The 26,338-nt window shown below is 64.5% G+C and carries 24 protein-coding genes and 1 riboswitch; of the genes, 17 read left to right on the top strand and 7 right to left on the bottom strand.

Annotated features, from left to right (window positions below; translation table 11 throughout):
* Positions 1 to 4: 4 nt before the first annotated feature.
* Positions 5 to 718 (bottom strand): transcriptional regulator NanR, encoded by a 714-nt coding sequence (gene nanR, locus LB551_RS13445; RefSeq protein WP_140551160.1) that lies wholly within the window; start codon positions 716 to 718, stop codon positions 5 to 7.
* A gap of 348 nt (positions 719 to 1,066) precedes the next feature.
* On the opposite strand from nanR, the gene LB551_RS13440 reads away from it, so the two are divergent.
* The 10 genes from LB551_RS13440 (at position 1,067) to LB551_RS13395 (ending at position 14,052) form a co-directional block, all read left to right on the top strand.
* Positions 1,067 to 2,089, top strand: a complete 1,023-nt coding sequence (locus tag LB551_RS13440; protein WP_140551161.1) for an ABC transporter substrate-binding protein — start codon at positions 1,067 to 1,069, stop codon at positions 2,087 to 2,089.
* 74 nt (positions 2,090 to 2,163) lie between these two features.
* Positions 2,164 to 4,647 carry an ATP-binding cassette domain-containing protein gene (locus LB551_RS13435; protein ID WP_224659491.1) on the top strand — a complete coding sequence of 828 codons (2,484 nt, stop codon included), beginning with the start codon at positions 2,164 to 2,166 and terminating at the stop codon, positions 4,645 to 4,647.
* Positions 4,644 to 5,693: an ABC transporter permease gene (locus tag LB551_RS13430; RefSeq protein WP_224659490.1), complete on the top strand. Its 1,050-nt coding sequence runs from the start codon at positions 4,644 to 4,646 to the stop codon at positions 5,691 to 5,693. The genes LB551_RS13435 and LB551_RS13430 overlap by 4 nt, the downstream gene beginning before the upstream one ends.
* 103 nt (positions 5,694 to 5,796) lie before the next feature.
* Positions 5,797 to 6,624, top strand: a complete 828-nt coding sequence (locus LB551_RS13425) for a phosphogluconate dehydrogenase C-terminal domain-containing protein (RefSeq protein ID WP_140551164.1) — start codon at positions 5,797 to 5,799, stop codon at positions 6,622 to 6,624.
* 285 nt (positions 6,625 to 6,909) lie between these two features.
* Entirely contained in the window at positions 6,910 to 7,851 is a 942-nt protein-coding gene (locus LB551_RS13420; RefSeq protein WP_224659489.1) for a D-ribose ABC transporter substrate-binding protein, read from the top strand.
* Between the two features lie 76 nt (positions 7,852 to 7,927).
* Positions 7,928 to 8,572 (top strand): DUF2291 family protein, encoded by a 645-nt coding sequence (locus LB551_RS13415; RefSeq protein WP_224659488.1) that lies wholly within the window; start codon positions 7,928 to 7,930, stop codon positions 8,570 to 8,572.
* Positions 8,569 to 10,116, top strand: coding sequence for a sugar ABC transporter ATP-binding protein (locus LB551_RS13410; protein ID WP_224659487.1), 1,548 nt, complete (start codon positions 8,569 to 8,571; stop codon positions 10,114 to 10,116). Before LB551_RS13415 ends, LB551_RS13410 begins: the two co-directional genes overlap by 4 nt.
* Positions 10,116 to 11,180, top strand: a complete 1,065-nt coding sequence (locus LB551_RS13405) for an ABC transporter permease (protein WP_140497803.1) — start codon at positions 10,116 to 10,118, stop codon at positions 11,178 to 11,180. The genes LB551_RS13410 and LB551_RS13405 overlap by 1 nt, the downstream gene beginning before the upstream one ends.
* Before the next feature lie 2 nt (positions 11,181 to 11,182).
* Positions 11,183 to 12,217, top strand: a complete 1,035-nt coding sequence (locus LB551_RS13400; RefSeq protein WP_224659486.1) for a Gfo/Idh/MocA family protein — start codon at positions 11,183 to 11,185, stop codon at positions 12,215 to 12,217.
* Positions 12,214 to 14,052, top strand: a complete 1,839-nt coding sequence (locus tag LB551_RS13395; RefSeq protein ID WP_224659485.1) for a hypothetical protein — start codon at positions 12,214 to 12,216, stop codon at positions 14,050 to 14,052. The genes LB551_RS13400 and LB551_RS13395 overlap by 4 nt, the downstream gene beginning before the upstream one ends.
* Before the next feature lie 10 nt (positions 14,053 to 14,062).
* Here LB551_RS13395 and LB551_RS13390 read toward each other — a convergent pair whose 3' ends face one another.
* Positions 14,063 to 14,776: a transcriptional regulator NanR gene (locus tag LB551_RS13390; protein WP_140551170.1), complete on the bottom strand. Its 714-nt coding sequence runs from the start codon at positions 14,774 to 14,776 to the stop codon at positions 14,063 to 14,065.
* A gap of 280 nt (positions 14,777 to 15,056) precedes the next feature.
* Between LB551_RS13390 and oiaX the strand changes: the two genes are divergently transcribed.
* Together oiaX and LB551_RS13380 are read left to right on the top strand one after the other, a co-directional pair.
* Positions 15,057 to 16,307, top strand: a complete 1,251-nt coding sequence (gene oiaX, locus LB551_RS13385; protein ID WP_224659484.1) for a 3-oxo-isoapionate-4-phosphate decarboxylase OiaX — start codon at positions 15,057 to 15,059, stop codon at positions 16,305 to 16,307.
* An 8-nt stretch (positions 16,308 to 16,315) separates the two neighbouring features.
* Entirely contained in the window at positions 16,316 to 17,638 is a 1,323-nt protein-coding gene (locus tag LB551_RS13380) for a four-carbon acid sugar kinase family protein (protein WP_224659483.1), read from the top strand.
* Between the two features lie 98 nt (positions 17,639 to 17,736).
* Here the strand turns inward: LB551_RS13380 and LB551_RS13375 are convergent, their stop codons facing one another.
* Both LB551_RS13375 and LB551_RS13370 read right to left on the bottom strand, forming a co-directional pair.
* Positions 17,737 to 18,549: a class I SAM-dependent methyltransferase gene (locus LB551_RS13375; protein ID WP_224659709.1), complete on the bottom strand. Its 813-nt coding sequence runs from the start codon at positions 18,547 to 18,549 to the stop codon at positions 17,737 to 17,739.
* Between the two features lie 155 nt (positions 18,550 to 18,704).
* The gene (locus tag LB551_RS13370) at positions 18,705 to 19,244 is read right to left on the bottom strand and encodes an Lrp/AsnC family transcriptional regulator (RefSeq protein WP_140551173.1); all 540 of its coding nucleotides are present in this window, start codon (positions 19,242 to 19,244) and stop codon (positions 18,705 to 18,707) included.
* Between the two features lie 49 nt (positions 19,245 to 19,293).
* Between LB551_RS13370 and LB551_RS13365 the strand changes: the two genes are divergently transcribed.
* The 4 genes from LB551_RS13365 to dhaL all read left to right on the top strand — a co-directional run bounded on the left by LB551_RS13365 (position 19,294) and on the right by dhaL (position 22,974).
* Positions 19,294 to 20,484, top strand: coding sequence for an MFS transporter (locus LB551_RS13365; protein ID WP_224659482.1), 1,191 nt, complete (start codon positions 19,294 to 19,296; stop codon positions 20,482 to 20,484).
* A 60-nt stretch (positions 20,485 to 20,544) separates the two neighbouring features.
* A riboswitch (FMN riboswitch) is annotated at positions 20,545 to 20,693 on the top strand.
* Positions 20,694 to 20,769: 76 nt separating this feature from the next.
* A complete protein-coding gene (locus LB551_RS13360; RefSeq protein WP_224659481.1) occupies positions 20,770 to 21,243 on the top strand; it encodes a 6,7-dimethyl-8-ribityllumazine synthase in 474 nt (157 codons plus the stop codon).
* Between the two features lie 77 nt (positions 21,244 to 21,320).
* Positions 21,321 to 22,328 (top strand): dihydroxyacetone kinase subunit DhaK, encoded by a 1,008-nt coding sequence (locus LB551_RS13355; RefSeq protein ID WP_224659480.1) that lies wholly within the window; start codon positions 21,321 to 21,323, stop codon positions 22,326 to 22,328.
* Positions 22,329 to 22,338: 10 nt separating this feature from the next.
* On the top strand, positions 22,339 to 22,974 hold the full coding sequence (dhaL, locus tag LB551_RS13350; RefSeq protein WP_224659479.1) for a dihydroxyacetone kinase subunit DhaL: 636 nt from the start codon (positions 22,339 to 22,341) through the stop codon (positions 22,972 to 22,974).
* Here the strand turns inward: dhaL and LB551_RS13345 are convergent.
* From LB551_RS13345 to LB551_RS13335, 3 genes are read right to left on the bottom strand one after another with little or no spacing between them, the layout of a single operon-like run.
* A complete protein-coding gene (locus LB551_RS13345) occupies positions 22,971 to 23,414 on the bottom strand; it encodes an RpiB/LacA/LacB family sugar-phosphate isomerase (RefSeq protein ID WP_224659478.1) in 444 nt (147 codons plus the stop codon). The two genes, dhaL and LB551_RS13345, sit on opposite strands and share 4 nt — an antisense overlap.
* A gap of 32 nt (positions 23,415 to 23,446) precedes the next feature.
* Positions 23,447 to 24,205: a triose-phosphate isomerase gene (locus LB551_RS13340; RefSeq protein WP_224659477.1), complete on the bottom strand. Its 759-nt coding sequence runs from the start codon at positions 24,203 to 24,205 to the stop codon at positions 23,447 to 23,449.
* 18 nt (positions 24,206 to 24,223) lie between these two features.
* Positions 24,224 to 24,994, bottom strand: a complete 771-nt coding sequence (locus LB551_RS13335) for a DeoR/GlpR family DNA-binding transcription regulator (RefSeq protein ID WP_224659476.1) — start codon at positions 24,992 to 24,994, stop codon at positions 24,224 to 24,226.
* Between the two features lie 262 nt (positions 24,995 to 25,256).
* Between LB551_RS13335 and fba the strand changes: the two genes are divergently transcribed.
* Positions 25,257 to 26,321, top strand: coding sequence for a class II fructose-bisphosphate aldolase (gene fba, locus LB551_RS13330; protein WP_140551181.1), 1,065 nt, complete (start codon positions 25,257 to 25,259; stop codon positions 26,319 to 26,321).
* The last annotated feature ends 17 nt before the right edge of the window (positions 26,322 to 26,338 follow it).

The raw sequence follows: 26,338 nt of genomic DNA, 5'->3' as shown, positions 1-26,338 counted from the left end.
CCGCTCAGCCGGCTCCGCCGCCGGCCAGTTTGGAATAGAGTTCGTTGGCGCGGCCGATGTGGTCAGCCATTGCGGCGCTCGCACCTTCCGCATCACCACTGGCGATCGCCTTGTAGATCCGCTCGTGCTCTTCGACGGTCAGCCGCTCGGCGCCTTTCATCGCCACCAGATCCCGTTTGAAACGGGACAGCCATTCGAGCATTCCCTTCGCCACCGCCGCTATCATCGAATTGCCGCTCATCTCCGCAATGACGGCGTGGAACTCCATGTCGGCCGCCACGAACCGGGCCTGGTCGCCCTTTGCCTCGCGCAAATGACGCAAGGTCTCCGCGAGGCGTTCCAGACTCTTGGCCGTGGCGCGCCGCGTGGCTATCCGAACCAGGCCCGTTTCCAGCAAGAGCCTGACTTCCTTGAGTTCTTCGAGCCCGCGAGAGTTCGTCGCCAGCATCATGACCATGGCCGCGGAGACCTGATCGACGATCACATCGGGCGTCGGATTGATGACGCGGGCGCGTTCTCCGTGCGAGATCCTGATAAGCCCCATCTGCTGGAGCGACAGCATCGCTTCCCGGATCGAGGGCCGGCCGACGCCGATCATCGTCATCAATTCCTTTTCCGACGGCAATTGAGAGCCGGGCGGGAATTCGGACGTCGAGATTGCCGCCATCAGCCGGTCAAGCACCTCCACATACAATTTCTTTTTCTGGACCGGCTCCATCCGTCCCTCCCTGGGTGTTCGCGGCATAGTCGATCCCGAGTCGTGTCGGCAGACAAGGGTCGAGCGATCGATTGACATTACATATATGATGACCTAACGTCCGTCTACGGCCGGCTTTGGACCGCTTGCCGGGGCAGGCCGGCTCTGTTTGGCCAAGGAAAGAACGAAGCGACGGCCGAGCTTCGTCTCGTCCACAATCCAAAGGAGGTTTCGGCGATTGGGTTGCGGTGCCCGCTTGCCTATTTGGTATGCTGGTATAACATGTAGCTGGTATGGCGTCTTTGGATGGACGCTGTAACGAAATGGCAAGGCCGATCCTATCGGCCGGTGTTTTTGGGAGGAAATATCATGAAGTTTTCAACCGTGGCGGCGCTCGCCGGCGCCGTGCTGGTCAGCGTCTCGGCTGTGCCGGCAATGGCGTCACCGGATGCGCCGGTGATCGCGCTCGCCAACGCCTATTATGGCAACACGTGGCGGCACCAGATGGTGGAGGCTTTCGAAGCCTCGGCCAAGGAGGCCAAGGCGGCCGGTCAGATCGCCGACTACATCGTCATGAACGGCGACGGCTCGGTGGCGCAGCAGAACAGCCAGATCGCCGAACTGATCCTCAAGAAGGTCGACGTGCTCGCTGTCGACGCCGCCTCGGAAACCGCGGTCAACGGGATCATCGAAAAAGCCTGCAAGGCCGGCATCATCGTCGTTTCGTTCGATTCGGTCGCTTCGGCGCCCTGCAACTACCAGCTCAACTTCGACTTCAAGGGCTACAAGGCAGCCCAGGCCGAGGCCGTCTTCAAGATGATCGGCGGCAAAGGCAACGTCATCCAGGTGCGCGGCGTCAAGGGTTCGGCGCCCGACAACGACATGTTCAACGCGCAACAGTCGGTACTGGCCAAATATCCCGATATCAAGGTCGTCGCCACGGTCTACGGCCAGGCGACCGCGTCGGTCGCACAGGCGGCCATCGCCAACGTGCTGCCCTCGCTGCCGCATGTCGACGCCGTGCTCGCACAGGGCGGCAGCGACGATGTCGGCATCGCCCAGGCGTTCGTCCAGTATGGCGGCGACTATGCCGGCAAGATGCCGATCATCGAAGGCGGCGGCGGCACCGACTTCGTCAAATGGTGGGCCGAGGAGAACGCCAAGAACGGCTACCAGACGATCTCGATGAACACCACACCAGGCATTGGCGGCGCCGCGTTCTGGCTCGGCCTGTCGCTGCTGAAGGGCGCCAAGGCACCCAAAGTGATGATCATGCCGGTGGCCACCGTCGATGCCGGCAACCTCAAGGAATACGCAAAGCTGCCGGGCGGCCAGATCATCAGCCCCAGCTATTCGCTCGACTGGGTCAAGCAGAACCTACTGAGCAAGTAAGGTTGGCAACGCCAGGGACCGGGCGCCGCGGAACGGCCGCGCCCGGTCCCTGCCCGTGAAGAAACGGAGGACGAATGTCCCATCTCGCCGTAGCCGCCCCGGAAGGCGCAGCCGCCGCGGTGCTCGCCGATCCGACCCGGCAGAGCGTTGTTTCGCTTTCCGGGATCACCAAGAGCTTCGGACCGACGCTGGCGAATATAGAGATCGACCTCGCCGTCTCCGCCGGCGAGATCATCGGGCTGGTCGGCGGCAACGGCGCCGGCAAATCGACGCTGATGCGCATCCTCTGCGGGGCGATGTGGCCGACCCTGGGCTCGATTTCGTTTGCCGGCCAGAATATCGGCTTCGCCGGCTACGACACGGCGGAGGCACAGCGCCGCGGCATCCGCATGGTGCACCAGGAATTGTCGCTGTGCGCCAACCTCTCGGTGGCCGAAAACTTCTTCCTGGAAATTCCGGCGGATGCCGCCAACCGGCCGGGCTGGCGGGCACTCTACAGGGCGCGCGCCCGCTCGGCGCTGGACGCCGTCTTTCCCGCAAACGGCATCGATGTGAATGCCGAAGTCGGCCACCTCTCCATCGCCGAACGGCAAATGGTCGAGATTGCACGGGCCGCCGCGACACCCGGCGTCAAGCTGATCATTCTTGACGAGCCGACCTCCTCGCTCGATCTCGATCGATCGAGACAGTTGCGGGCCTTCATCCGCGAGCGCGCCAAATCCGGCCTCGCCTTCATCTTCATCAGCCACAAGCTTCAGGAAATCATCGACATCGCCACCCAGGTGGTGGTGCTGCGCAATGGACGCACGGCCTGGCGCGGCGATGTGGCCGAGACGTCGATCGGCAGGCTGGTGCAACTCATGGGAGGCGACGCCAATTCGATCCACCAGCACGGTACCGCCGCCACCGGCAGCCGCGAAGCGCTGGTGCGACTGTCCGGGTTCCTGACCGCTGAACTCGGCCGCGACATAGAGATCGGCCGCGGTGAGATCATCGGGCTGGCAGGCCTCGAGGGCAGCGGCCAGAAAGAGTTGCTGCACGCAATCTTCAAGCCCGGTTCCGGAACGGATGCGGCCGTCGTCAGAAACGGTGAAGCCGGTTTCATCGCGGGCGACCGCCAGAAGGAAGGCGTGTTCCCCTTGTGGAGCGTGCTGGGCAATATCAGCATCGGCGCCCTGGCGCGTCGCCCGGCGCTGGGCTTGGTGTCGGACCGCGCCAACCGCGCGGCAGCGGCCGATGCCGCCGGCCGGCTGCGGCTCGACGAAACCCGCTTCGGATCCAACATATTGGAGCTCAGCGGCGGCAACCAGCAGAAGGCGCTGGTCGCCCGGGCGCTGGTCGCCGACACGCCGATCGTCCTGCTCGACGATCCGACGCGCGGCGTCGACATCGCCACCAAGCAGGATTTCTACCGCCTCTGCAACGGCATTGCGCGAGGCGGGCGCACGCTCATCTGGCACACGACCGAAGATGCCGAACTCCTGGCCTGCGATCGCGTGCTGGTGTTTTCCGGCGGCCGCATCGTCAAGGAACTGGCTGGCGAGGCGATCACGGAATCGGCCATCGTTGGAGCGTCCTTTGCCCAGCAGGCGGACAAAGCCGCCGGCGTCGCGCGCAGCGGCGCTGCCGGCGCCGGGCTTGCCCGCCGGCTGGTGAACGCTGCCCCCTTCATCGGCCTCGCCGCCGTACTGGCCGTGATGATCTCGGCCAATCCGGCGGTCGCCTCCATTTTCGGGCTCGATCTCTTGCTTATGCCGGCGCTGTCGCTGGTGCTGGTGACCGCGGCGCAGATGTTCATCGTCGGCGGCAGCGAGATCGACCTCGGCGTCGGCGCGTTCGCGGGGCTCGTCAGCGTGCTCAGCGCCACGCTGCTCTACGACCAGCCGTGGCTCGGCGCGCTGGCGCTGGCGGCGGCGATCGCCGCCTATGCCGGGCTCGGCGGCCTGATTCAGGCGCGCAAGATCCCGGCCATCGTCGTGACGCTGGGCGCCTCCTTCATCTGGGTCGGGATAGGCTATGCGCTGCAGCCGACGCCGGGCGGCGCCAGCCCCGAATGGCTATCGGCGATGTTCAACTGGTCGCTTGGCTTCGTGCCAACCTCGATCATCCTTATCGCCGCGGTGGCAGTCGTGGTGTTCGTGATCGACCGGCTGCCCCTCGGTGTGGTGCTGCGCGGTTTCGGCAACAATCCGACCGCGATGATCCGTTCCGGCTGGTCGCCGACGCGCTACGCGCTGGTGCGCTACCTCGTCGCCGGGCTGTTCGCCGCCGCCGCCGGCCTGTCGCTGACGGCGATCAACACGGCGAGCGACATCAATTCCGGTAATTCGTTCACGCTGCTCAGTGTCGCCGCCGTGGTGATGGGCGGCTGTTCGCTGCTGGGCGGCGTCATCTCGCCGGTCGGCGCCGTCGCCGGCGCGGTCACGCTGGCGCTGATCGGCGCCCTGCTCGGCACGCTGAGCGTGAGCAGCGACTTCAACGCAGCCACGCAGGGACTGATCCTCATCGCCCTGCTGACCTTGCGCAGCCTGACCGCGGACCGCAGGAGCGAACAATGAACGCGCTTGCCGCCTTCAGCCCTTGGGCGCAGAAAAACCGCTGGATCTGGTCCGCGATCGGGGTGCTGCTGCTCTGGCTGGTGTTGTCCATCGTCACCAACCGGTTCAGCCTCTCAAGCCTGTCCGGCATCATTCTGTCGGCCTCGTTCCTCACGGTCGTCGGCATCGGCCAGATGTTCGTCGTCACCACCGGGCGCGGCAATATCGACCTCTCCGTGGCCTCGGTGATCACGCTCAGCGCCTTCCTGGCGCTGCTGACCATCAAGGGCCAGGACGCCAACCTCGCCGTCGGCGTCGGCGCCGCGATCCTGCTCGGCCTTGCGGTCGGCGCCCTCAACGCGCTGCTCGTCGTCGGGCTGAACATACCGGCCATCATCGCCACGCTGGCGACGGGCTATGTGCTGGCGACCGCTACGCTGCTGTCGAACCGCGCGATATCGGGCTTCGCCATCAGTCCGCTGTTGAAGACGCTGGCGACGGGCCGCGTCGCGGGCGTGCCGATCATGGCAGTCATCGCCATCCTGGGCGTCGCCGCAACGTCGTTCGTGCTACGCTATACCGTTTACGGGCAACTGCTCTCGGCAGTCGGCCAGAACCGCGCGGCGGCGCGGCTGGCGGCGATCCGCAACAACCGGGTCATCGCCTCGGCGTTCATCATCTCCTCGGTGCTGGCCTCGCTCAACGGGCTGCTGCTGGGCGCCTATATCGGCGGCGCCTTCCTCGAAATGGGCCAGCCCTATCTCCTGCAATCCATCGCCGCGGTGGTGCTGGGCGGGACGCTGATCTTCGGCGGCTCCGCAACGGCGCTCGGCACGCTGTTCGCCAGCATCCTTTTGATCCTCATCGTCACCACCATGCAGATCATCGGCCTGCCGCCCGGCGCGCAGGACATCGTCCAGGGCATCGTCGTCATTTTCGTGCTGGCGCTGGCCGGCCGGCAGGTGCTGTCGCGGCGCGCCGCCGTCGATCCCACCGCCCTCGAGAACGCAGGCGGCGACGGCGCGGCGAAACCCGGAGCGGGCGCTGCGGCAATCAGGCCGCAGTGACAAAGCAGGGATGATTTCTCTTGCCAAGATGGTAGAGTGATCATACCAGTATATAAGGTGACGATTGGCGAGACCATCGTTCAATATTTAGGAGCAAGGCTAGATGACGACGATCGCGCTGTTCGGTGCCGGCGGCAAAATGGGCTACCGCCTTTCGACCAATTTCCGCGGCTCGCCCTATACGATCCGCCATGTGGAGGTCAGCGAGGCCGGGCGCGAGCGGCTGAAGACCGGGCTGGGCTTCGATACCGTCAGTGCCGACGAGGCGCTGGAAGGCGCCGAGGTGGTGATCCTGGCGGTTCCGGACACCCATATCGGCAAGGTCGCGGCAAGCATCGAAAGCAAGCTTGCGCCGGGCACGATGGTGATCGTTCTCGACGCCGCGGCGCCGTTTGCCGGCCATTTGCCTGATCGTCCCGACCTGACGTACTTCGTCACTCACCCCTGCCATCCGCCGATCTTCAACGACGAAACCGACATGGCGGCCAAGAAGGATTATTTCGGCGGCGTCAAGGCCAAGCAGCACATGGTCAGCGCACTGATGCAGGGACCGGAAGCGGACTACGCCAAGGGCGAGGCCATCGCCAAGATCATCTGGGCGCCGGTGATGCGCTCGCACCGCGTTTCCGTCGAGCAGATGGCGCTGCTCGAGCCCGGCCTTTCGGAGACCGTGTGCGCCTCGCTGCTGGTGGTCATGAAGGAAGCGGTCGACGAGGTCGTGGCGCGCGGCGTCGACCAGCAGGCGGCCCTGGATTTCCTGCTCGGCCACATGAATGTGCTCGGCGCCGTGATCTTCGGCGAAACCAAGGGCGTCTTCTCCGACGCCTGCAACAAGGCCATCGAATTCGGCAAGCCGGTGCTGATGCGCGACGACTGGAAGCGGGTCTTCGAACCGGAAGAGATCGCAGCCAGCATCCAGCGGATTACCTGAGAGGCCCGAGTCGGCTGACCGCTTGGATACAGATCACCTGAATTAGTGGTTGACTCATCATACCAGTTGGCTTTAGCTGTTCCTGGACTCGCATCGGTCATGCTTCCCTGGAAGTTTGAAGTGGATGCGAGTGGAGACGGCGGGAGCGGAGTGGGGAGCAGTCCGGATGACAGCCGGCGATCGGCTCTGAAATCCGGGCGGCGCGCTGCCGGCACTGCCTGACGGGTTCAATTGCAGACAGCGGCCTCGAAACGATCGAGGCATGGGTTTCAACGGGAGGACTTCATGAAACTAACACACAGAATGACGCTTGCCGCCTTCGCCGGCGTGCTGGCACTCGGCACGGCGATGCCCGCCTACGCGGCGGATCTCATCGCCATCATCACCCCATCGCACGACAATCCGTTCTTCAAGGCGGAAGCCGTCGGCGCCGAAGCCAAGGCCAAGGAACTGGGCTACGAGGCGCTGGTGCTGGTCCATGACGACGACGCCAATAAGCAGTCCGAGCTGATCGACACCGCGATCGGCCGCGGCGCAAAGGCGATCATCCTCGACAATGCCGGCGCCGACGCCACCGTCGCCGCCGTGCAGAAGGCCAAGGACGCCGGCGTCCCCTCCTTCCTCATCGATCGCGAGATCAACGCCACCGGCGTCGCGGTGGCGCAGATCGTCTCCAACAATTACCAGGGCGCCCAGCTCGGCGCGCAGGAATTCGTCAAGCTGATGGGCGAGAAGGGCAATTTCGTCGAGCTGGTCGGCAAGGAATCCGACACCAATGCCGGCATCCGTTCCAAGGGCTATCACGACGTCATCGACGACTATCCGGACCTGAAGATGGTGGCGCAGCAGTCGGCCAACTGGAGCCAGACCGAGGCCTATTCCAAGATGGAATCGATCCTGCAGGCCAATCCCGACATCAAGGGCGTCATCTCCGGCAACGACACCATGGCGATGGGCGCCTATGCGGCGCTTGCCGCGGCCGGCCGCAAGGACGTCATCGTCGTCGGCTTCGACGGATCGAACGACGTGCGCGATTCCATCACCTCGGGCGGCATCAAGGCGACGGTGCTGCAACCTGCCTATGCCCAGGCGCAGATGGCGGTCGAACAGGCCAACGACTTCATCAAGAACAAGAAGTCGCCCGAGAAGGAAAAGCAGCTGATGGACTGCGTGCTCATCAATGGCGACAATGCCGCCAAGCTGGAAACCTTCGCGCTCAAGAACTGAGCCGGCGCAACGCGAACAGCGGGGGGCGAACCGAGGTTCGTCCCTCGCTCCTTTTCACCAGGATGCCTCGACCGCCATGCAGAAAAAGCCGAGTTGGCCGATCCTTGCCCTGACCGCCGGCATCGCACTCAGCGCCTGCAAGATCCTGCCGACGCCATCGGCGCAAGGCGACGGCAATGCTTCTGCCTTCAACCCCGACAAGATGGTCGAGGACATCTGGGCGGCGAAAGTCATCCCCTACCTGCAGCAGAAGGCTGGACCGTTCGCCGAGGTCCATGCGCTGGCAAAGACCGATCCGGCGGCGGCCGGCGCCAAATACGGCAATCCGAAGAAGCAGGCGAATTCGCCATGGACCTTCGCGGTCCGCGTCGAAGGCAAGATCGTCGCCGCCAACACGCAGTCGCGCGCGGCCACCATCGATGTCGACGTCGACGGTGACGGCAAGGCGGACGCACGCGTCCAGATCGGGCCGGCCATGCGCGGCACGGCGCTGCGCGACAGCCTCGACTTCGTGCAGTTCAACGATTTCACCAACCAGATCGACTTCGCCCAGTTCGGCAAGGCTTTCAACGCCCATGCCGGCAAGACGGTGCTCGCCAAGCTGCCGCGCGAGGCGCTGGAAGGCCGCACCGCCAAGGTGCTCGGCGCCTATACGATCGAAGGCGGCCAGGACCTGCCGCTGGTGACGCCGGCGGAGGCCGAGATCGGGCCGAAGCCATGAGCCAGACGAATGGCCATGACGTCATCCTCAAGCTGGAGGATGTCTCGAAAGTCTATGCCGGCACGGTCGCGGTCAAGCAGGCGAATTTCGAGGTGCGCAGGGGCGCGGTCAACGTTCTGGTCGGCGAAAACGGCGCCGGCAAGTCGACGCTGATGAAGATCATCGCCGGCGTCGAGCAGCCGACAGTAGGGCGCATCCTGCTCGAAGGCGAAGAGGTCTCGTTCTCGTCGTCGGGAGACGCGGTCGACCGCGGCATCGGCATGGTGTTCCAGGAGCTGAACCTGTTCGGCAATCTGTCGGTCGCCGAGAACATCTTCGCCACGCGCGAGATCACCAACCGCTTCCGCAAGATCGACCGCAAGGAGCAGGAGCGGCGGGCCGGCGAATTCCTGGAGCGGCTGGAAGCCGGCATCCGGCCCGACATGCTGGTCGAGGATCTGCGCATCGGCCAGCAGCAACTGGTCGAGATCGCCAAGGCGGTTTCGCTCGACGCCAAGATCCTCATCATGGACGAGCCGACCTCGGCGCTGAGCGCCGCCGAAGTCGAGATCCTGTTCAAGGTGATCGCCGACCTCAAGGCGCGCGGCGTCGCCATCGTCTACATCTCGCACCGGCTGGAGGAACTGATCCGCATCGGCGACTACATCACCGTGCTGCGCGACGGCCGCATCACCGGCCAGGAGGAGATGAAAAACGTCGATACGCAGTGGATCGTGCGGCAGATGATCGGCTCGGACGCAAAGGACTTCGCCAAGGCCGACGGCCACGTGCCGGGCGCGGAAATCTTTCGCGCCGAGGAGATCTGCCTGCCGCGCGTCACCGGCGGGCTGGCGGTCGACCACGTCTCGCTGTCGCTGCGCGCCGGCGAGATTCTCGGCATATACGGGCTGATGGGTGCGGGGCGCAGCGAGCTGTTCGACTGCATCATGGGCCGTCACGGCCATGCCAGCGGCAAGATCTTCATCGCCGGAAAGCAGGTGAAGGAGCGCGACACGACGCGCCGCATCCAGCGCGGGCTGGCCTTGATCCCCGAGGACCGCCAGCGCGAGGGCCTGGTGTCGATCCTCTCGGTTGCCAGCAATTTGACGATGGCCAGCCTGTCGCGCTTCGTGCGCCTGTTCCATATCCGAGGCGGCGCCGAGCGGGAGGCCGTGGTGCAGATGGTGCGGGAACTCGCAATCAAGGTCGCCGACCCGGCCCAGGAAGTCTCGTCGCTGTCGGGCGGCAACCAGCAGAAGGTGGTGATCGGCAAGGCGCTGCTCACCGGGCCGAAAGTGCTTCTGATGGACGAGCCCAGCCGCGGCATCGATGTCGGCGCCAAGGCCGATGTCTTCCGCACCATGCGCAAGCTTTCGCGCGACGGGCTGGGCATCCTGTTCGCCACCTCCGACCTCGATGAGGTGATGGCGCTGTCCGACCGCATCGCGGTGATGAGCAATGGCAGATTGACCGGCATGTTCGACCGCGCCGAAGCGACGGAGACGGCGATCGTCGCCGCGTCCGCGCTGGGCCACGGACCGGCGGCACATGGGGAGCAACGCTGATGACTGACATTCCGGCCAAGGCGGCCGCTTCCTCCGCCTCCAGCGGCTCGGCGCTGCTGACGCTGATGAAGCTCAGAACCTTCATCGCGCTGATCGCCGTGCTGGTGTTCTTCTCGATCGCGGCGCCGAACTTCCTGTCGGCCGCCAATCTGATCCTGATGGCCAAGCACGTGGCGCTCAACGCCTTCCTCGCCATGGGCATGACCTTCGTCATCATTACCGGCGGCATCGACCTTTCGGTCGGCTCGATCGTCGGCCTGTGCGGCATGGTGGCCGGCTATCTCGTGCTCAACGGCATCGACCTGCAGATCGGCTACACCATCTATTTCAACGTCGTCGAGATCGCCCTGATCACGCTCGCGGTCGGCATGCTGATCGGCGCCGTCAACGGGCTGCTGATCACCAGGCTCAATGTCGCGCCCTTCATCGCCACGCTGGGCGTGCTCTATGTGGCGCGCGGCTTCGCGCTGCTTTCCTCCGACGGCCGCACTTTCCCCAATCTCGTCGGCAAACCGGAACTGGGCACCACCGGTTTCGGCTTCCTGGGCGCCGGCCGGCTGCTCGGCCTGCCGGTCTCGATCTGGATCCTGATCGTGGTGGCGCTGGGGGCGGCCTATCTCGCCCGCTACACCCCGCTCGGCCGCCACATCTTCGCCGTCGGCGGCAATGAGCGCGCAGCGCGCATCTCGGGCGTGCGGGTCAACATGGTCAAGATGTTCGTCTACATGTTCTCCGGCTTCTGCGCGGCGATCGTCGGGCTGATCATCTCGTCGGAGCTGATGGCCTCGCATCCGGCAACGGGCGAGAGCTTTGAGCTCAACGCCATCGCCGCGGCAGTGCTTGGCGGCACATCGATGTCGGGCGGCCGCGGCACGATCGGCGGCACCATTGTCGGCGCCTTCGTCATTGGCATCCTTTCGGACGGGCTGGTGATGATGGGCGTGAGCTCGTTCTGGCAGATGGTGATCAAGGGCCTCGTCATCATCGTCGCCGTCGTCGTCGACCAGGCGCAGCGCCGGCTCCAGCAGCGCGTCACCCTGATGCAGATGGCAAAGGCGGGCTGATCATGACGGAGTTGCGTGGAGCGCTGATCGGCTGCGGCTTCTTCGCCGTCAACCAGATGCATGCCTGGCGCGATATCGAGGGCGCCTCGATCGTCGCCATTTGCGACCGCGATCCGGAGCGGCTGCGGATCGTCGGCGAGCAGTTCGGCGTGACACGGCGCTACACCGATGCGGCGGAACTTTTCGCCGCCGAGACGCTCGATTTCGTCGACATCGCCACCACTGTCGGCAGCCATCGGCCACTGGTCGAGATGGCGGCCGCGCATGGCGTTCCCGTCATCTGCCAGAAGCCGTTCGCGCCGACGCTTGGCGATGCCAAGGCGATGGTCGCGGCCTGCGCCAAAGCCGGCGTGCCGCTGATGGTGCATGAGAATTTCCGCTGGCAGTCGCCGATCCAGGCGGTGCGCGCCGCGCTCGACAGCGGTGAGATCGGCACGCCCTTCTTCGGACGCATCTCCTTCCGCTCCGGCTATGACGTGTTTTCGGGCCAGCCCTATCTGGCAACGGGAAAGCGCTTCATCATCGAGGATCTCGGCATCCATATCCTCGACATTGCCCGCTTCCTGCTCGGCGACGTCACGAGCCTGACCGCGCGGACCACACGTATAAACCCGGCGATCGCCGGCGAGGATGTGGCGACGATGCTCATGGATCATGCCGGCGGTGCCACATCGATTGTCGACTGCAGCTATGCGACCAAGCTCGCCACCGAGCCGTTCCCGGAAACACTCATCGAGCTCGACGGCGCCGACGGCACGATCCGGCTGGCGCAGGGCTACCGGCTGACCGTCACCGGCAAGAGCGGAACCAGAATGAGCGATGTCTCGCCGCCGCTTCTGCCCTGGGCCTCGCGGCCATGGCACAACATCCAGGAAAGCGTGCTGGCGATCCAGCGGCACTGGGTCGACTGCCTTGCATCAGGCAAGGAGCCGGCGACCTCGGGCGCCGACAATCTCAAGACCTTCGCCCTTGTCGAAGCCGCCTATGCGGGTGCTGCGAGCCGCGAACCGGTGCAGATCGAAGCCTTGCTGAAATGACAGCCGACGCGTTCGATCTTTACGGCACACGGGCGGCCGAAGCGGCACCGATCCTGCTGTGTGCGGGCGCGCTGAGCGCGGAGCTGGTCAATGGCAATTTGCGCACCATCCGCCATGGCGGCACCGAAGTGCTGCGCGCCATCGCCTATATCGTACGCGACCGCGACTGGGGCACTTATGAGCCGGAGCTCACGGACCTGACCATCGACCAGAAGGACGACCGTTTCTCGGTAAGCTATGAGGCGAATTGCACCGGCCCGGACGACAGCAGCCTCCGCTTTCACGCGACGATCGAAGGCTCCGCCGACGGCAGGCTGGTCTTCGATGTGACCGCACTGCCCGAGAGCGACTTCGAGACCAACCGCTGCGGCTTCTGCATCCTGCATCCGATCGTCGGCCTCGCCGGCAGCCCGGTGACGGTGGAGCACACCGATGGCAGCGTGGTGAAGACGGAGCTGCCTGATCTGATCGACCCGTGGCAGCCCTTCAAGGATCTGCGTGCCATCACCCATGGAGTGCAGCCCGGCCTCAGCGCCGAATGCCGGATGGATGGCGATATTTTCGAGATGGAGGACCAGCGCAACTGGTCGGACGCCTCCTACAAGACCTATGTGCGGCCGCTGGCTTTGCCGTGGCCCTATGTGCTGCCAGCCGGCCAGCCGATGTGCCAGACGGTGAGCCTGCGCCTTATCGGCGACACCAGGATGCCCGCCGCGGCGGCGAGTGCCGAACCGGTCCGCATCGAACTCGGCGAGACCGGGCCGAGGCTGCCCGATATCGGCGTGATCGTCTATCCCGAGGACGTCGAGGCAACTCTGGCCGACCTGCCGATGCTGGCAAGGCTCGGCCCGCAGCAACTCCTCTTCCATTTCGATCCGACGCGCGGCCACGGCCTGGACGCGCTGCGCGCCCATGCCCGGCTCGCCGCGGCCTATCCCGCTTCGACCACGCTGGAATGCGTGGCGGCCTGCACCGGCGACGTCGATGCCGAACTCTCCGATGTCGCCGCCATGGTGCGCCGGGCCGGCCTGCGGCTCGATTCGGTTGCCGTCTCGCCTTCCGTTGACCGCCAGTCGACGCCGCCGGGCAGCGCCTGGCCGGCATGTCCGCCGCTGGAAGAGATCTATGCCGCGGCGCGGCGCGCCTTTCCCGGCATTCGCCTCGGCGGCGGCATGTTCAGCTATTTCACCGAGCTCAACCGCAAGCGCGTGCCCGCCGACCAACTCGACTTCATTACGCACTGCACCTGCCCGATCGTTCACGCCGCCGACGATCTCAGCGTCATGCAGTCGCTGGAGGCGCTGCCCTTCATCACCCGGTCCACCCGGGCGATCTTCGGCGACAAGCGTTACCGGATCGGCCCGTCCACCATTGCCATGCGGCAGAACCCCTATGGCGGCGCGACCAAGGACAATTTCGCCGGCCAACGCATCGCCATGGCGAACCGTGATCCCCGCCATGCCGCGCAGTTTGCCGCCGCCTGGACCATCGGCTATGCCGCGCGGGTCGCGCCGGCCGGGCTGGAGATGCTGACGCTGTCCAGCGTCACCGGGCCGTTCGGCGTGCTGGCCGCATCCGGGGAGCCCGTCGCCGAGGGATCACCACGGCCGATTTTCCAGGCCATCCAGGGGCTTTGCGAACTGGCCGGGCTCGCGCATGTTGCCGCGAAAACAAGCGACGAGACGCGTGTTGCGGCGCTAGCCGGACGCGCCGCCTCGGGCGACATCATCGTCTGGCTGGCGAACCTGACGGCGAACGATCTCACGGTTGATGTTTCGGCGCTGGGCCAGGGCCATCTTACGATGTCGCCCTACGCCATTGCGCGAATTGGATAGGCAAACAGCCTTACTTATCGGAATTCATCACATAGAGCGCACGCGAGCGTTCTAGATGCTTGATCATCGCCTTTTCGGCGCCGTCAGCATCCCTGTGCTCAATGCGGTCGATGATCTCCTCATGCTCGGTCAGCGTGTATTGTTCCTTGCCGGTCCAGATCAGCATCTCGGTGTGGTATTCCTTCAGCCAGCCAAGTGTAGCTTCGCTGACGGCAACATAGATCGGATTGCCCGATATCGCCGATATCTGGGTGTGGAACTTCATGTCCGCGGAGATGAAGGCTTCGGAATCACCGCGCGCGGCGCGCTGCTCGGCCACCGTTGCCCTGAGCCGCTGCACATCCTCGGCGGTCGCCTTTTCCGCGGCTTCCCTGACCATGCCGCGCTCGAAGAAGATGCGCGCCGTCTTCAGGTGCTCCAGCGTGTCCCTGGATGAAGACAGGATGATCTTGGCCGCGCCGTCGACCTGCCTGATGATCGATTTGGCGGTCAGTTGCAGCACTTTGGCGCGCTCGCCATGCGAGATGGCGACCAGTCCCATATTGCTCAGCGCCTGCATGGCCTCGCGGATCGCCGGCCGGCCGACCTCGAAGCGCTCCATCAACTCGCGTTCGGACGGCATGTCGTCGCCCGGCTGCAGCTCGCCGCTGGTGATCAGCCGCTTCAGCCTTGCAAAGACTTCGTCGGAAAGTTTGCGCCGGACGATCGGCTCCGAACGGTTCATCGTGACGAATCACTCCCTGGCCCGGTTCCTGTTTAGCATTCCAGGCAGGATTACCGGAATGCCTACGCCTGGAGCGGTCCCGCGATCACGCAATCGCCAAGCCGCGCCAGCTCTTTGTTCCAGGCAATTCCGAACGAAAAACGCGCTCATTTCCCGGAATTGCCGAAGCCCGGCCCTCTTGCCGAAGTCGGGATATTGCTTGCAATACTTAGGTACTCATTATACCAGATTTCCTGCGCGACAAAACTTTTTTCGAACCTTTTCGAGCGGCCGGCAAACCATGATCACGCTTACCTATCGCATCGAAACCCCTGGCAGCATCGAAGCGCTGGCGGCCAAGATCGCGAGCGACCAGTCGACCGGCACCTTCGTCGCGCTGCCCGGCGAGACCGAGGAGTTGAAAGCGCGTGTGGCAGCTCGTGTGCTGGCGATCAGGCCCCTGCCCGATGCCGAGCAGCCGTCGCTTCCCGGATCCGGGAACGGCCCCTTCCGACGCGCCGATGTCGACATCGGCTTCCCGTTCGACGCCATCGGCACCGACCTGTCGGCGCTGATGACGATCGCCATCAGCGGCACCTATTCGATCAGGGGCCTGTCCGGCATCCGGGTCATCGACATGAAGCTGCCGGAACAATACCGGGGCGCCCATCCCGGTCCGCAATTCGGCGTTGCCGGCAGCCGCAAGCTGACCGGGGTCGAAGGCCGTCCCATCATCGGCACCATCGTCAAGCCGGCGCTGGGCCTCAGGCCGCACGAGACGGCCGCGATGGTGGGGGAACTGATCGAAGCCGGAGTCGATTTCATCAAGGACGACGAGAAGCTGATGAGCCCGGCCTATTCGCCGCTCGCTGAGCGGGTGAAGGCGATCATGCCGCTGATCCTCGACCACGAGCAGAAGACCGGCAAGAAGGTGATGTACGCCTTCGGCATCTCGCATGCCGATCCCGACGAGATGATGCGCAACCACGATCTGGTGCTCGAAGCCGGCGGCAATTGCGCGGTCGTCAACATCAACTCCATCGGCTTCGGCGGCATGGCCTATCTCAGGAAGCGCTCCGGGCTGGTGCTGCATGCGCACCGCAATGGCTGGGACATACTCACCCGCCACCCCGGCCTCGGCATGGATTTCAAGGTATGGCAGCAATTCTGGCGGCTGCTCGGCGTCGACCAATTCCAGATCAACGGCATCGGCTCGAAATACTGGGAGCCGGACGATTCTTTCGTCCGCTCCTTCGAAGCGGTGACCACGCCGCTGTTTTCACCAGACGATTGCGCGCTGCCCGTGGCCTGCTCCGGCCAATGGGGCGGCCAGGCGCCGGAGACCTATGAGCGCACCGGCCGCACGGTCGATCTCCTCTATCTCTGCGGCGGCGGCATCGTCAGCCATCCGGACGGGCCCGGCGCCGGCGTGCGCGCGGTGCTGCAGGCATGGCAGGCGGCAGTCGAGGGCATCGCTCTCGACGATTTCGCGCGCGACCATGCCGAGCTGGCACGCTCGATCGAGAAGTTCAGCGACGGCAAGGCGGCCTGAGCGAAGCCATGCAGAACCTGCTCCTGAGTTATTATGGCGACGACCTCACCGGCTCGACCGACGTCATGGAGGCGCTTGAGCTCGGCGGCGTGCCGACGGTGCTGTTCATGCGCCGGCCCGACCAGCGCCTGCTGGCGCGATTTGCCAATTGCCGGGCCGTCGGACTGGCCGGCACCAGCCGAAGCGAAACGCCGCAATGGATGGAGGAGAATCTGGCGCCCGCCTTCGAATGGCTGAAAGGCCTCGAAGCTGCGGTTTGCCATTACAAGATCTGTTCGACCTTCGATTCCAGTCCGACGGTCGGCAATATCGGCCGCGCCATCGAGATCGGCCGGCGCATCTTCGGCCAGAGCAGCGTGCCGATGGTCGTCGGCGCGCCGCAGCTCAAGCGCTACACGGCCTTCGGCAACCTTTTCGCGGCGTTCCGCGGCGAGTATTTCCGCATCGACAGGCATCCGGTGATGAGCAGGCATCCGGTGACGCCGATGAACGAAGCAGACCTGCTGGTGCATCTCTCGCGTCAGACCAGTCTCAGCTCCGGACTTGTCGACCTGGCGGCATTGCAGGCTGACGATCTTGCGCAAAGGGTCGATCAGGCCGTGCAAAACAGGGCGATTGTCCTGTTCGATGTCGAAAGCCGCCAGACACAGAGACGCGTCGGCGAGCAGATCTGGCGTATCCACAACCAAGGCCATGGCTTCGTTGTCGGATCCTCGGGCGTCGAGTACGCCTTGCTTGCCGAATGGGCCGGCAGAGGCATTGCCTCCGGACAAGCATCGTTCGCGCCGCCGGGACCGGTGGACCGCCTCGCGGTGGTCTCGGGCAGCGTATCGCCGACCACCGAAAAGCAGATCCGCCACGCCCTTGCCCACGGTTTCGACGGCGTCGAGATGGATGCCATGCAACTGGTCACTGAGGGCGCCGCCGACGCAATCGAGCGCGCCGTCGCGAGCGGATTGGCAAGCCTGGCTGCGGGGCGCAGCGTCATCCTCTACACAGCTCTTGGTCCACAGGCCGACCGTAGTGCGGAGATCGACCATATCGAAGGCGCACGCAACAGGCTGGGCCGGGCACTGGGTGACATTCTGCGCCGGCTGGTCGTCGAGAAGAGACTCAAGCGCGCGGTGATCGCTGGCGGCGACACTTCCAGCCACGCGCTCGGACAATTGGCCATCGACGCGCTGACCGTGCGCATGCCGTTGCCGGAATCGCCGGGATCACCGCTCTGTGTCGCTCATGGCGGCGGTGCAATCGATGGCCTCGAAATCGCGCTCAAGGGCGGTCAGGTCGGCACCGACGCCTATTTCGAGACCATCCGGCTGGGGAGCTAGGGCATTTCCGGCGAAACAGGATCGCCTCTAATGCTCTATCTGTTTGTTCCTACGCAATTGCGGACGCAGAACCGCTGCGCACTTTTGCTGGAATTGGCCTAAGCTGTTGCCATGATGACGTGAGCCTGAATTTTGGCGGCCACCGCGCCGCTGCCATGTCTGTCTGCAATCGCGGATGCGGCGTAGTCGGTCGCGGCTTGCAGCTTCCCGGCCTCCCGGGCCTCGATTTCGGTGCGAAGCACAGTTCCCTGGCAATAAGCGACGGCGGGAAGGCGCGGCGAGGATGCACGGCTTTGTTCGGCTCTCGTCTCGATGATCACAGGAGAAAAGCCAGCGTCCTCCAGCTCGCGACGGATCACTGCCTTGTCGTGATAGCCATGCGGCGTGCGTGCCAGAAAGCGCGGCGGATCGTCGGGGAAGATCCTCGCGAGAGCATTCGTCACATCGTCGGCAAAGACGTTCTCCTCGATGCGATCCCAAACGCTGAACAGGAAATGTCCTCCCGGCTTCAGGACTCGCCTGGCTTCGCGGTAGGCAGATGGCCGGTCGGGAAAAAACATCGCGCCGAACTGACAGCAAACGAGGTCGAAAGCCGCATCTTCAAACGGCAGCGTCAAGGCGTCCGCCTGACGCCATGTGATGCGACCGTCGGGAGGTTGTCGCGAAGCGGCGTGGTCGAGCATCGGCTGGTTGAGGTCGGTTGCGGTATAGCTTGCGCCGGGAGACAGTATTGGCGCCAATGCGCGCGTGACGACCCCCGTGCCGGCGGCCGTCTCCAAAACCGCGGCGGGCGACAGAAACGCTGCTCGTCTTGCCATATCCGCGGCGAACGGCTCGAAAATCAGCGGCACCATATAGCGGTCGTAGTTTTCCGGTATGGAGCCAGCGAACAGCTTGTCCGTGTCCTGCATTGCCATCACCCGCCGCCTGCCTGGAGGTTCGGGAGATTAGCATATCATTGTTTGTCTTGCGCCGTTTTCGGCGGAGACGATCAGTCCACCTCCAAATCAAAGAGATAGAGCATGATGTCGTCCGAAAACCGCTTCGCGCTTATCGGCATCAGGCCTTAGTACAGGGGCTCGGCCATGTGCCTGGGCGCCGGCCACTGGGTCGTGACGCCGGGCTGCACCGGCCGCTCGAGATAGGTCGACAGCACGACATAGCTGCGTGTCGAGGTGACGCCGGGTGTTTCGTAGAGGCGAGCGAGCAGGCCTTCCAACGCCCGCGTGTCCTCAGTGCGCACCTTCAGCAGCATGCAGGTGTCGCCGGCAACCGTGTGGATCTCCTCGACTTCCGGATATTGCGAAACCGCCATCAGCTCCGGCGTCTTGCCCCAGCCCTTGGTGTCTATGTGCACGAATGCCAGCAGCGGCTTCTTGACCGCCTTGGGGTCGATGATAGCAGCCGTGCCGCGAATGGCGCCACTGCGCCGAAGGCGCTTGACGCGCTCATGCGCGGCGGGCGGCGAAAGGCCGACACGATCGCCGAGTTCAGCATAGCTGACCGTGGCGTCGTCGACGAGAACGCCTAATATTTTTCTGTCGATCGCGTCGACGTCGCGGGGTGCCGGCCTGTTCTGCGGAATGCCATTTGTTTCTTCGTCCATAGTGGAAATTCCCGATTGTCGCCGAATAAAATACGGCCATTATGAAGATATGTCGAACAGTGATCAAGCAGCAACCCTGGGTGCGAACGCCCGGCCGCCCATCCCGGCGCTGGCCTATCTCTTGACCGGATGCATCGCCGTGATCGGCTCGAACTCCCTGGTGCTGGGTCCGATTGCTCCTGCCGTGGCGGTGTCGTTCGCGACCAGCGTGCCTGTCGTGATGATGGCGGCGGCCGCTTTCGGCCTCGGCACCTCGGCGAGCGCCTTGTTCCTGGCGCGCTACATCGACCGGATAGGCGCGCGCCGGATGCTGCAGGCGGCCTTGCTGCTGCTGGCATTGGCGCTTGTCGCGAGCGCCGCGGCACCGACGGTGACGGCACTGGTCGCCGCGCAGCTTCTCGCCGGCATCGCCGCCGGCGTCGCCATGCCGGCAATCTATGCCAGTTCCGCGGCGATCGCCCCGCCCGGACGGGAAAGCGGAACGATCGGTGTCGTGCTGACAGGGTGGACACTGAGCATGGTGGCCGGCGTTTCGCTGTCGGCGGTGCTTGCCGATCTCGTGCATTGGCGGGCCGTCTTCGCCGCCGTGGCGCTACTGGCGGCGATGGCGCTTGGCAGCCTCACCGCATCGTCACTCCCGGATGTCAGGAAGGCCGGCCCGGCGCCGGCGCCGCTCGAGGCGCTCGGTACCCCCGGCATCGTGCCGCTGCTGATCGCCTGCGGCGCCTTCATGACCGCCTTCTACGGTGTCTACGGCTATCTTGGCGACCATCTGCACAGCGGGCTGGGTCAGCCGGTCAGCGCCAACGGCCTGGCCGCACTCGCCTATGGCGCCGGGTTCGGCACGGCGGCGCTCTTCGACGGCATCATCGATCGCCTGGGGGCTCGCCGCGTCATGCCCTTCGCCTACCTTCTCGTCGCCATCGTCTATGTCGCGATCGCCGCGACAAGCAACAACTATGGCCTGACGCTCGCCATGGTGGCGGCTTGGGGTCTGGCCAATCATTTCGGTCTTAACGTGCTGGTGATGCGCCTCTCGGCGCTCGATCCGTCGCGGCGCGGCACGATTATGGGCCTGAACAGCGCGGTGACCTATCTGGCGGTCTTTGTCGGCACCACCGGCTTCGGGCCGCTATATTCCGGTTTCGGCTTTGCCGCGTCGTCGATGGTGGCGGCGGTGCTCATGCTGATCGCGGCCTCGGCCGCGGCATGGCGCCCGCGCCAGCCACACAGGACGTGATGGGCCACCAGCCTTCGCCTGGTTGACAGCAGCGCCCCTGCCCTTCCATACAAAGCCGTTTAATGTTCTCAGGGCGGGGTGAAAGTCCCCACCGGCGGTAAAGGGTTTCGGCCCAAGCCCGCGAGCGCTTTCCGGCAAAACCGGAAGGGTCAGCAGATCCGGTGCAATTCCGGAGCCGACGGTTACAGTCCGGATGGAAGAGAACGAAACGGAAGACGGACCGCCCCGGCGGCCGGTTTTCGTGTCGTGCGTCCTGATTCTGGTTCGAAACGGAAGGATGGACCCATGAATCAGCATTCCCACAAAGACTATGAAACGACCCGCGTTGCCGTTGTCAGGGCGCGCTGGCACGCGGATATCGTCGACCAGTGTGTCGCTGCCTTCGAGGCAGAGCTTGCAACACTGGGCAACGGCCGCTTCGCCGTCGAAATCTTCGACGTGCCCGGCGCCTACGAGATCCCGCTGCACGCCAAGACTTTGGCCGAGACGGATCGCTACGCCGCGATCCTCGGCGCTGCCTTCGTCGTCAATGGCGGCATCTACCGGCATGAGTTCGTCGCCGGCGCCGTCATCGACGGCATGATGAACGTGCAGTTGGCGACCGGCGTGCCGGTGCTTTCGGCGGTACTGACGCCGCACAATTATCACGACAGCGCCGAGCACCACCGCTTCTTCCTCGAGCACTTCCAGGTGAAGGGCAAGGAAGCGGCCGGCGCATGCGTCCAGATCCTGGCGGCGCGAAAGCACATCGCTGCCTGAAACAGCCGAGAGCGGGGTGGAAATCCCAGTAACAGCCTGTAGTATCTCGGGAAAATGCCGAGTTCGGGAGGATGCCGGTGCAGACCAAGAAGATCATCAATGACGGCGATCGTACCGTCGACGAGATGCTAGAGGGAATTCTGGCCGCGCATCCCCGTCATCTCAGGAGCGCGGACGGCAGCCCGCGCTCGATCATCGCCCGCAACGGGCCGCGTCCCGGCAAGGTCGGGCTCGTGGTCGGCGGCGGCTCGGGCCATGAGCCGACCTTTCTCGGTTTTGTCGGCAAGGGACTGGCGGATGCGGCGGCGATCGGCAATGTCTTTGCCTCGCCGCCACCCGATCCCATCCTTGAATGCGCCAAGGCGGCGAACGGCGGCGCCGGCGTTCTGTTCACATACGGCAACTATGCCGGGGACGTGATGAATTTCGACATGGCGGCCGAAATGGCCGCCATGGACGACATCGAGGTGCGCACGGTGCTGACCACCGACGATGTCGCCTCGGCACCGCGCGACCAGCGGCAGAAGCGCCGCGGCGTCGCCGGCAATTTCTTCGTCTTCAAGGCGGCCGGCGCGGCCTGTGACCGCATGCTCTCTTTCGACGAATGCGAGCGCGTCGCGCGCAAGGCCAACGACCATACCTTCACCATGGGCGTCGCGCTGTCGCCCTGCTCGCTGCCGCAGACCCGGCGGCCGAATTTCGAGATCGGGGCCGAGGAGATGGAGATCGGCATGGGCATCCATGGCGAGCCGGGCATCGCGCGCGGCAAGCTCGGGACCGCCGACGAGATCACCGACGAGATGCTGGACAAGATCCTTGCCGAGATGGCGCCGCAACGCGGCGACAAGGTCGCGGTACTGGTCAATTCGCTGGGATCGACACCGTTGATGGAGCTCTACATCATGAACCGGCGGGTCAAGCAGCGTCTCGACGACATCGGCGTTTCCATCCATGCGACCTGGGTCGGCAATTATTGCACGTCGCTCGAAATGGCCGGCGCCTCGGTGACGCTGTTCCATCTGGATGGCGAGTTGCAGACCATGCTCGACCATCCGTGCGACTGCGCCATGTTCCGCGCCGGCTGAGGAGTGATCCGTGAGCATCGATAGCGCTGACCTGAAGAGAATGTTCGATGCGATCGCGGTGGCGATCGAAGCCGACAAGGACCGGCTCTGCCAGCTCGACGGCGTCATCGGCGACGCCGATCACGGCATCGCCATGGCGCTCGGCTTCAACGCCGTGCGCGACGCGCTGGCGCCACTCGACCTGGCGGCGACCGAGCCGACCGCGCTTCTCAACATGGCGGCGAAATCGTTCCTCAACGCCGTCGGTGCTTCGTCTGGCCCGCTCTATGCCACCGCCTTCATGCGCGCCGCCGCCGCCGTCAAGGGCAAGACCACGCTGGCCGATGCGGATGTCGTCGCGCTGTTCCAGGCGATGGCGCAAGGCATCCGCGATCGCGGCAAGGCCGAGATCGGCGAGAAGACGATGATCGACGCCTGGTCGCCGGCGGCGGAAGCGGCCGGCGCCAGCAATGCGGCCGGAAAGGGCCTTGCCGAAAGCCTCGACGCGGCAGTGGGCGCGGCGCGGCGGGGGGCGGAAGCGACCAAGGACATGATCGCCGCCAAGGGCCGCTCGTCGCGGCTCGGCGAACGCTCGCTCGGCCATATCGACCCCGGCGCCGCCTCGGCCGTAACCGTCATCGAGGCGTTGCGCGAAAGCCTGGCTTAGGCCTGCTTCGCTTCATCGAGCTTGTTGATCGCCTGGACATTGCCGGCCGACGGTCCCTTCTCGTCGAACTCCGAGGCCAACCAGGTATCGACGATCGCCTTGGCGAGTTCCGGGCCGATGACCCGGGCGCCCATGGTGATGATCTGCGCGTTGTTGGATTTGGCGGCGCGCTCGGCTGAATAGGTGTCGTGGGTGAGTGCGGCGCGGATGCCCGGCACCTTGTTGGCCGAGATCGAAACACCGATGCCGGTGCCGCAGAACAGGATGCCGCGGTCGTTCTCGCCCTCGACGATCGTCTGGGCGAGCTTTTGCGACAGGTCGGCATAAAAGCCGGCCTGGCTGAGATCGCTGACGGTGAGGCCGGATTTTGTCGCGAGATGCGCGGCGATGACATCGAGCAGCGGCTTGCCGGCGCTGTCGGCTCCAATGGCTATTTTCATGGTCGTGTCCTTTCTTGAATGATTTCGTTTGTTCAGATCGCCGCCGAGGCGCGCCTGAGGATGTCGATGTAGCCCTCCGCCTGCCAGGCCGAGCGGCCGATAAAGAGGCCATCGATACTGGGCTGGCCGATCAACTCGGCCGCATTGCCGGGATTGACGCTGCCGCCATAGAGCACCGGCGGGATGGACGGCAGCAGGCCGCCGGCCACTTTCTTGATTAGCGCCTGCTGTTTGTCGGCATAGGCGGAGCTGGCCGGAATACCCTTGTCGCCGATCGCCCAGACCGGCTCATAGGCAAACAGAATTTTTGCCGCCTTCGCCTCGCCTTCGAGGAACCGCAGCGCACTCTCGACCTGGCACGTCAACACCGCATCCGCCTTGCCGCTTTCGCGCTCCGCCAGCGTCTCGCCGACGCAGATCAGCGGTATCAATCCGTGCTTGACGGCGGCCGCCGTCTTCAGGCCGACGGTGCGATCGGTCTCGCCGAAATGCTCGCGCCGTTCGCTGTGGCCAAGTTCGACCAGATCGAGGCCGCAGTCGCTCAGCATCAGCGGCGATATCTCGCCGGTCCAGGCCCCGGCATCGGCCCAGTGCATGTTCTGGGCACCGACCTTGACCCGCGTCGACGACAGCGCCTGCTTGACCTCGCGCACCGCCGTGAAAGGCGGGATGACGAAAGGCTGGATGCGCTCGTCGAAGCCTGGCACGAAGCCCGCCAACGCCCCGGCGAAATCCAGCGCCTCGGCGAGCGTCTTGTTCATCTTCCAGCTTGTACCGACCCAATAAACCACGCCTGCGCTCCTTGATCCTCAATCCTTGTTGGCCACGACCGTCAACGAAACGCCGGCGGCATCCAGCGTGCCGCGAATTCCCGGCTCGGGTTCGCGCCCGGTGAAGACGGCGTCGAAGGCCTTGAGGTCGGTCAGGAAATGTAGCGCCGTGCGGCCGAACTTGCCGTGATCGACCAACAGATATTTACGCGTCGCCGCTTCCATCATCAGCCGCTTGATCTGCACCACCTCCTGGTCCTGGTGGAAAGCGAAGGCGCCATGGATAGCCGATGACGACAGGAAGGCGACATCGGCGCGCAGCGATCTCAGCGAAGCCTCGGCGAGCAGGCCGAAGAAGCCGTGGAACTTCTTGCTGTACTGGCCGCCGAGCGCAATGAGGTCGATGCCCCCGGCGCCGGCCAGATCCTGGATGACGGCCAGATTGTTGGAGATCACCGTCAGCGGCCTGAAATCGGCGAGGTGCCGCGCGATGCCGCCAGCCGTCGAGCCGTCGTCGATGATGACAGTCTGGCCGGGTTCGATCATCGCCACGGCGGCCGCCGCAAGGCGCTGCTTTTCCCCTGTCGCCTGCTTCTGCCGGTAACGAAAATCGCTTTCGAAGAGACCGCTCGGCTGGATCGAAGCGCCGCCACGCACCTTGCGCAGGAAACCGCTCTCCTCAAGGTCGTCGAGATCACGATGCACCGTCATCCTGGAGACGCCGAAGCGTGAGGCAAGATCGTCGACGCTCGCCGCGCCGACGTCCATCAGATGGTCCATGATGCCTTGACGCCTGTTATCGCTCTTCATTGCTGCCGATGTCCGCCAACCGACGCTGCCTCCTCATAAGCTAACATATTTCTCCCTGAAACTATCATTATTTTTGTGATAATGAGATATTTTTCTGGGATATTCCGGTGGCTTTCATCACGACGCTGTAACAAGAATTGCTGCCGGGACGGCGTCTGACGGTTGCGGTTGCACGGAAATCCGGCCAGAAGCATCGGTGGGCTGGACGATGCGCGGACAGCCCGCAACCACAAGTTCGAAACCAGATACGGGAGACTATTCGTTGGCTCGCATCACACTGAGACAATTGCTCGATCACGCCGCCGAATACGGCTATGGCGTGCCGGCCTTCAACATGAACAACATGGAACAGGGCCTCGCCATCATGGAGGCGGCGGAGGAGACCAAGTCGCCGGTCATCCTGCAGGCAAGCCGCGGTGCGCGTGCCTATGCCAATGACGTGGTGCTGGCCAAGCTGATCGATGCGCTGGTGGAGATCCATCCCGACATCCCGGTCTGCATGCATCTCGACCACGGCAACAACGAGGCCACCTGCGTCACCGCAATCCAGCATGGCTTCACCTCGGTGATGATGGACGGCTCGCTCAAGGAAGACGGCAAGTCGCCGGCCGACTACGCCTATAATTCGGGCATCACCAAGCGCGTCGTCGACATGGCGCATTGGGGCGGCGTGTCGGTCGAAGGCGAGATCGGCGTGCTGGGCTCGCTGGAGAGCGGCGGCGGCGAACAGGAAGACGGTCACGGCGTCGAGGGTGCGATCAGCCACGACCAGCTTTTGACCGATCCGGTGCAGGCCGAACAGTTCGTGCGCGACACCCATGTCGACGCGCTGGCGGTTGCCATGGGCACCAGCCACGGCGCCTATAAATTCTCGCGCAAGCCGGACGGCGCGGTGCTGGCGATGAACGTCATCGAGGAGATCCACCGCCGCCTGCCCAACATGCACCTGGTCATGCACGGCTCGTCCTCCGTGCCGGTGGAATTGCAGGAGATCATCAACAAATATGGCGGCCAGATGAAGCCGACCTGGGGCGTGCCGGTGGAAGAGATCCAGCGCGGCATCAAGCACGGCGTGCGCAAGATCAACATCGACACCGACAATCGCATGGCGCTGACCGGCGCGATCCGCAAGGTGCTGACGGAAAACCCCTCCGAATTCGACCCGCGCAAATATCTGACGCCGGCGATGGCGGCGATGAGGAAGCTGTGCAAGGAGCGCTTCGAGCAGTTCGGCACCGCCGGCAACGCGCCGAAAATCAAGCCGCTGCCGGTCTCGGAAATGGCCAAGCGCTACAAAGCGGGCAGCCTCGATCCGAAATTCGGCTGAACGAGCAGTTCCCGGAG

The organism is Mesorhizobium sp. BR1-1-2, from assembly GCF_020165435.1.
In the GTDB taxonomy this organism is placed as follows: Bacteria; Pseudomonadota; Alphaproteobacteria; order Rhizobiales; family Rhizobiaceae; genus Mesorhizobium.
Note: the sequence above shows the minus strand (reverse complement) of the source record. Positions and strands in the feature narration are given on the sequence as shown.